The 3,831-nt window shown below is 71.8% G+C and carries 4 protein-coding genes; 1 reads left to right on the top strand and 3 read right to left on the bottom strand.

All coding sequences use genetic code 11. The features are described from left to right. Positions 1-787: ABC transporter substrate-binding protein (locus tag ACYVE7_RS30735; RefSeq protein ID WP_460369649.1), on the top strand; the 787-nt coding region annotated here is incomplete at its 5' end. A 1-nt stretch (position 788) separates the two neighbouring features. On the opposite strand, the gene ACYVE7_RS30740 is transcribed toward ACYVE7_RS30735, so the two are convergent. The 3 genes from ACYVE7_RS30740 to ACYVE7_RS30750 all read right to left on the bottom strand — a co-directional run. Beyond that, a complete protein-coding gene (locus tag ACYVE7_RS30740; protein WP_460369650.1) occupies positions 789-1,451 on the bottom strand; it encodes a hypothetical protein in 663 nt (220 codons plus the stop codon). 85 nt (positions 1,452-1,536) lie between these two features. Further along, a complete protein-coding gene (locus tag ACYVE7_RS30745; protein WP_460369652.1) occupies positions 1,537-2,787 on the bottom strand; it encodes a (Fe-S)-binding protein in 1,251 nt (416 codons plus the stop codon). Positions 2,788-2,789: 2 nt separating this feature from the next. Next, the coding region (locus ACYVE7_RS30750) for an FAD-binding oxidoreductase (protein WP_460369654.1) at positions 2,790-3,831 on the bottom strand (1,042 nt) is incomplete at its 5' end.

Here is a 3,831-nt window from a genome sequence, read left to right on the forward strand (position 1 = left end):
CGACTGGCGGCAGATCACGCTGAACGCGGCGTCCGGACCGCTCCGCGACGTCCGGGTGCGGCGCGCGGTGTTCCTGTCGATCGACCGCGGTGTGCTCGCCGAGTCGGCGCTCGGCCAGGTCGGCTGGCCCGCCCGCACCCTCGACAACCACTTCTTCATGCGCGGCCAGCGCGGCTACCGCGACACAGGCGGACGGCTGGGACGCACCGACCCGATCGCCGCCGGACGGCTCCTGGACGCCGCCGGGTGGCGGCTGGAAGGCGGCCGGCGCGTCAAGGACGGGAAGGTGCTGCGGCTGCGGCATCTCGTCCCCGCGGGAGTGCCCGCCTCCGCCGACGAGGCGCAGCTCGTCCGGGCGATGCTCGCGAAGACCGGGATCACGGTCGAGCAGGTGACCGTCCCGCAGAGCGAACTGATCGGCCGGTACGTGGTGCCGGGCGACTTCGACGTCGCCGCGTTCGCGTGGCTGGGGACCGCTCATCCGGTGTCGGGGATGCGCTCGGTGTTCGTCCGGCCGTCCGGGGGCGAGCTGCGGCAGAACTTCGCCCGTGCGGGCAGCGCGCGGATCGACCGGCTGCTCGACGCCGCGTCCCGTGAGCTGGACCCGGAGCGGGCGATCAGGCTCGCCGACCAGGCCGACGAACTGATCTGGAAGCAGGCCGCCGTCCTGCCGCTCTACCAGCGGCCCCAGCTCGTGGCCGTCCGGCGCGGGCTGGTCAACCTCGGCGCGCCCGGCCTCCGCGACCAGGACTACACCTCCATCGGCTTCCGCACCGACGGCCCGTGAGCTAGCCCTGCGGCAGCGGGACCGGGATGGTCTTGCCCTTGGCGAAACGGATCGCGGTGATGAACAGGGCGAGGTCGGCGGAGGTCAGCTCGCCGGACTTCTCGACCGTCGAGACGCGGACCAGGTAGCCGGCGCCCGGCGGCATCCACTGGTCCTCGCCGTCGATCTCCGGCTGGCGGGACGTGCCGAGGTAGCCCCAGACCTCGCTCTGGGTGGTCGGCGTGCAGTAGGCGCCCTCGGTCTGGCCCTGGTTCGGGCAGGTCTTGAGGGTGTCGCCCGCCTTGGCCTTGGCGATGTACAGGGTGCCGGGGGACTCCAGCGGAGCCCGCTCGGCGCCCAGGTTGACCATCGTGTAGTCGATGTAGGCCTCGCCGGACGGCCTGCGGGAGGCGCCCGCGGCGGCGATCTTGTAGCGGTAGCCGTCGGGGGTGGTCACGGTGACGGCGGGACCGGTCTTCGGCGTCGGGATGGCGCCAGCCTCTTCGCTGGTGGCGACGGGGGAACTGGCCGAGGCGGGCTTCTCCCCGCCGCTGTTCAGGACGACGACGGCTCCGGCGGCGACGCCCACGGCGAGGACACCGGTCGCGACGGCCGCGAAGACGATACGGCCGTTGGAGTTCTTGGGCTTGCGACGGTTACCGGAGGCGCGGCGAGTTCCAGACATATGGGGGACATCCCGTGGGGTATGGGGAGATTTTTGCGTTGGCGCAGCTTAACGTACGTTTGGTCCCGTCCAAATGACCGGGGGTTCATGGTCGCAACGGAAGCCCGCGGAGCGAGGCGTCGAGGAGCTGCGCGGGATGCGCGATGTTGATCTCCTCACCGGCGCGGCGCAGCGCCGTCGCGATCTGGAGGGTGCAGCCGGGGTTGGCGGCGACCAGCCAGGACGCCCCCGTCTTCCGGACATTCCCCGCTTTCAGATCGCCGAGTTCGGCGGCGGCCTCGGGCTCGACCAGGTTGTAGATGCCCGCCGAACCACAGCAGACGTCCGGGTCGGCGATCTCCCTGAGCTCCAGTCCCGGGATGCCGCGCAGCAGCTCACGGGGCTGGTTCCGGATGCCCTGGGCGTGGCCGAGATGGCAGGCGTCGTGGTAGGCGACGGTCACGTCCAGGGGGTGGCGGACGGCGCGCGGGCCCAGCTCGATCAGGAACTCGGTGAAGTCGCGGGTCTTGGCCGTCAGCGCTTCGGCGCGGCCCGCCCACTCCGGATCGTCGGCGAACAGCTCGGCGTACTCCTTCATCGCCGAGCCGCAGCCGGCCGAGTTCACCACGATCACGTCGACGCCCTCGAACGCGATGATCGTTTTCTGGGCGAACTCCCTGGCCTCGGCGCGGCGGCCCGAGTGGGCCGACAGCGCGCCGCAGCAGCCCTGGGCGCGCGGCACGATGACGTCGCAGCCCTCCAGGGCCAGTACCCGGGCGGTCGCCGAGTTGACCTGCGGGAAGAACTCGCGCTGCACACAGCCCGTCAGCATCCCGACGGTCGCCCGGCGCTCACCGCGCGCGCTGATCTTCTGCGGTAGCCGGTAGGCGCGGCCCAGCGGCGGAGCGAGCCGCTCCATGGCGGCCAGAACGGGATTCAGGCGCTCCAGAGCCGGGCGGACGAACTTGGACAAGCCCGTCAACTGGTAGGCCCTGAGCGGAGCCCTCAGCGCGCGCAGCCGCTTCGGATAAGGGAACACCGCGAAGATCGCCTCACGGAGCGCCTTCTCCTTCGGCGTGCGCGCCGCCTCGACCTGGACCCTGGTGTGCTCGATCAGCTTGTCGTACTGCACCCCCGACGGACAGGAGGTCACACAGGCCAGGCAGCCGAGGCAGGCGTCGAAATGGCCGGCCATCTCCGGTGTCAGCGGCGCGCCGTCGGCGTGCTGCTGCATCAGATGGATCCGGCCGCGGGGGGAGTCCATCTCCTCGCCCCACAGGACATAGGTGGGGCAGGTCGGCAGGCAGAAACCGCAGTGGACGCAGTCCCCGAGCAGCTTGTCGTGCTCGTCGCTCACGGTCAGATCCCTCCGATGAAGCGGCCCGGCGACAGCCGGTGGGCCGGGTCGAACTGGTCCTTGACCCTGCGCATCAGGGGGAGCGCGGGCGAGGGACCCCACAGATCGAGCTCCGCACGGACGTGCGCAGGCGCGTATCGGACGATCGTCGGCCAGCGTTCGCGCAGCCGCCCGACCAGCTCGGGGGCGGACGCGGCGAACGTCCCGATCTGCCAGACGCCGTTGCCCGCCGACCCCCGCACCCGGGAACCGGCCAGCTCCAGCACCGCGGGCAGCTCGGTCGGCTTGGCCAGCACCTCGAGCAGCACCTCGCCCTTCGGCTGGCGGAGCCACCAGTCGGGCGCGTCCTCGGCGACCGTGGCGCCCCGGCCCAGCAGGGCGACGGACTGGCCGGCGCGGGCGTCGGCGGCGCTGCCCTCCAGGAGGACGACCACGGTGTCCGGGCCCTTCACCTCCACGGCGCTCGGCACCAGGGCACTGTGCAGGATCTTCAGCACGTCGCGCAGCGGCTCTTTTGTCACTGCCGTCACATAGCGTCTCTGCTCAGGTACCGGATGGAGCCGGAAGGAGGCCGCGACGATCAGCCCCAGCGTGCCGAACGCGCCCGTGTACAGCTTGCCGAGGTCGTATCCGGCGACGTTCTTCACGACCTTCCCGCCGGATTTGACGATCGTCCCGTCCGCGCGCACGGCCGTGACCCCGATCAGCAGGTCCCGCACCGATCCGTACAGGAGCCGCCGTGGCCCGGCCACCCCCGCTGAGATCACCCCGCCCACCGTCGAACCGGCCTCCGCGACGGCGCCCCCGTAGGGGACGTCCAGGGCGAGCTGCTGGTTCTCCGTGGCCAGCAGCGCCTGAAGCCGTTCGATCGGCAGACCGGCCTCGACCGTGACGACGAGGTCGCCGGCCGCGTGCTCGATGACGCGGCTGAGGCGGCGTGTGTCGAGGACGAGGTCGCAGGCGCGGGGCGCGGCGCCCCAGTGGATCCGGCTGCCGTTGCCGCGGGCGACGACGGCCAGGCTCTGCTCGTGGGCGGCGCGCATG

Source organism: Actinocorallia lasiicapitis (assembly GCF_054778695.1).